The sequence below is a fragment of the Micromonospora sp. H61 genome, assembly GCF_018070325.1.
Lineage (GTDB): Bacteria > Actinomycetota > Actinomycetes > Mycobacteriales > Micromonosporaceae > Micromonospora > Micromonospora salmantinae.
The window spans coordinates 1-410 of sequence record NZ_JAGPXY010000262.1; the positions used below are offsets into that span (position 1 = coordinate 1).

Genomic DNA, 410 nt, shown 5'->3' on the forward strand with positions numbered 1-410 from the left:
CGGATCACCCGCACTGTTCCTAGCTTCGAACAGCGCGACGAGCCCGATTCGTCGCCACGGAGGTCGTGAGATGTCATCGTCCCCGTCGAGCGTGCAGTAGAACAGCAGCGGTACCGGGTCGAACCTTGCCGCCCAGGCTTGGTATCGGTCGAGCTGATCGCCGTGCTCGCTCGACGCACCCTTCAACTCCAACACCGCCACGGGCAGGTCGTCTGACACGCGGTACACCACGACATCGAGACGCCCTGCCGGCGTCCTACCCTCACGTCGACACCGGTAAACATCAACATCAAGGCCGAGCAGCGTAATCAGCGGGTTCGGGTCCCGCTCGAACAAAAAGGCGAGCAGATCGCTGGCACTGTTCTCGTGGGCAACCAGGCGCCCCAGGGCCGCACTCGAATCCGGCATCC

At 63.7% G+C, this 410-nt stretch carries 1 protein-coding gene; it reads right to left on the bottom strand.

Features of this window, described 5'->3' with window-relative positions:
* Window positions 1-410, bottom strand: a 410-nt coding sequence (locus tag KBX08_RS33495; RefSeq protein WP_210787745.1) for a hypothetical protein, incomplete at both ends; no start/stop codon positions are given.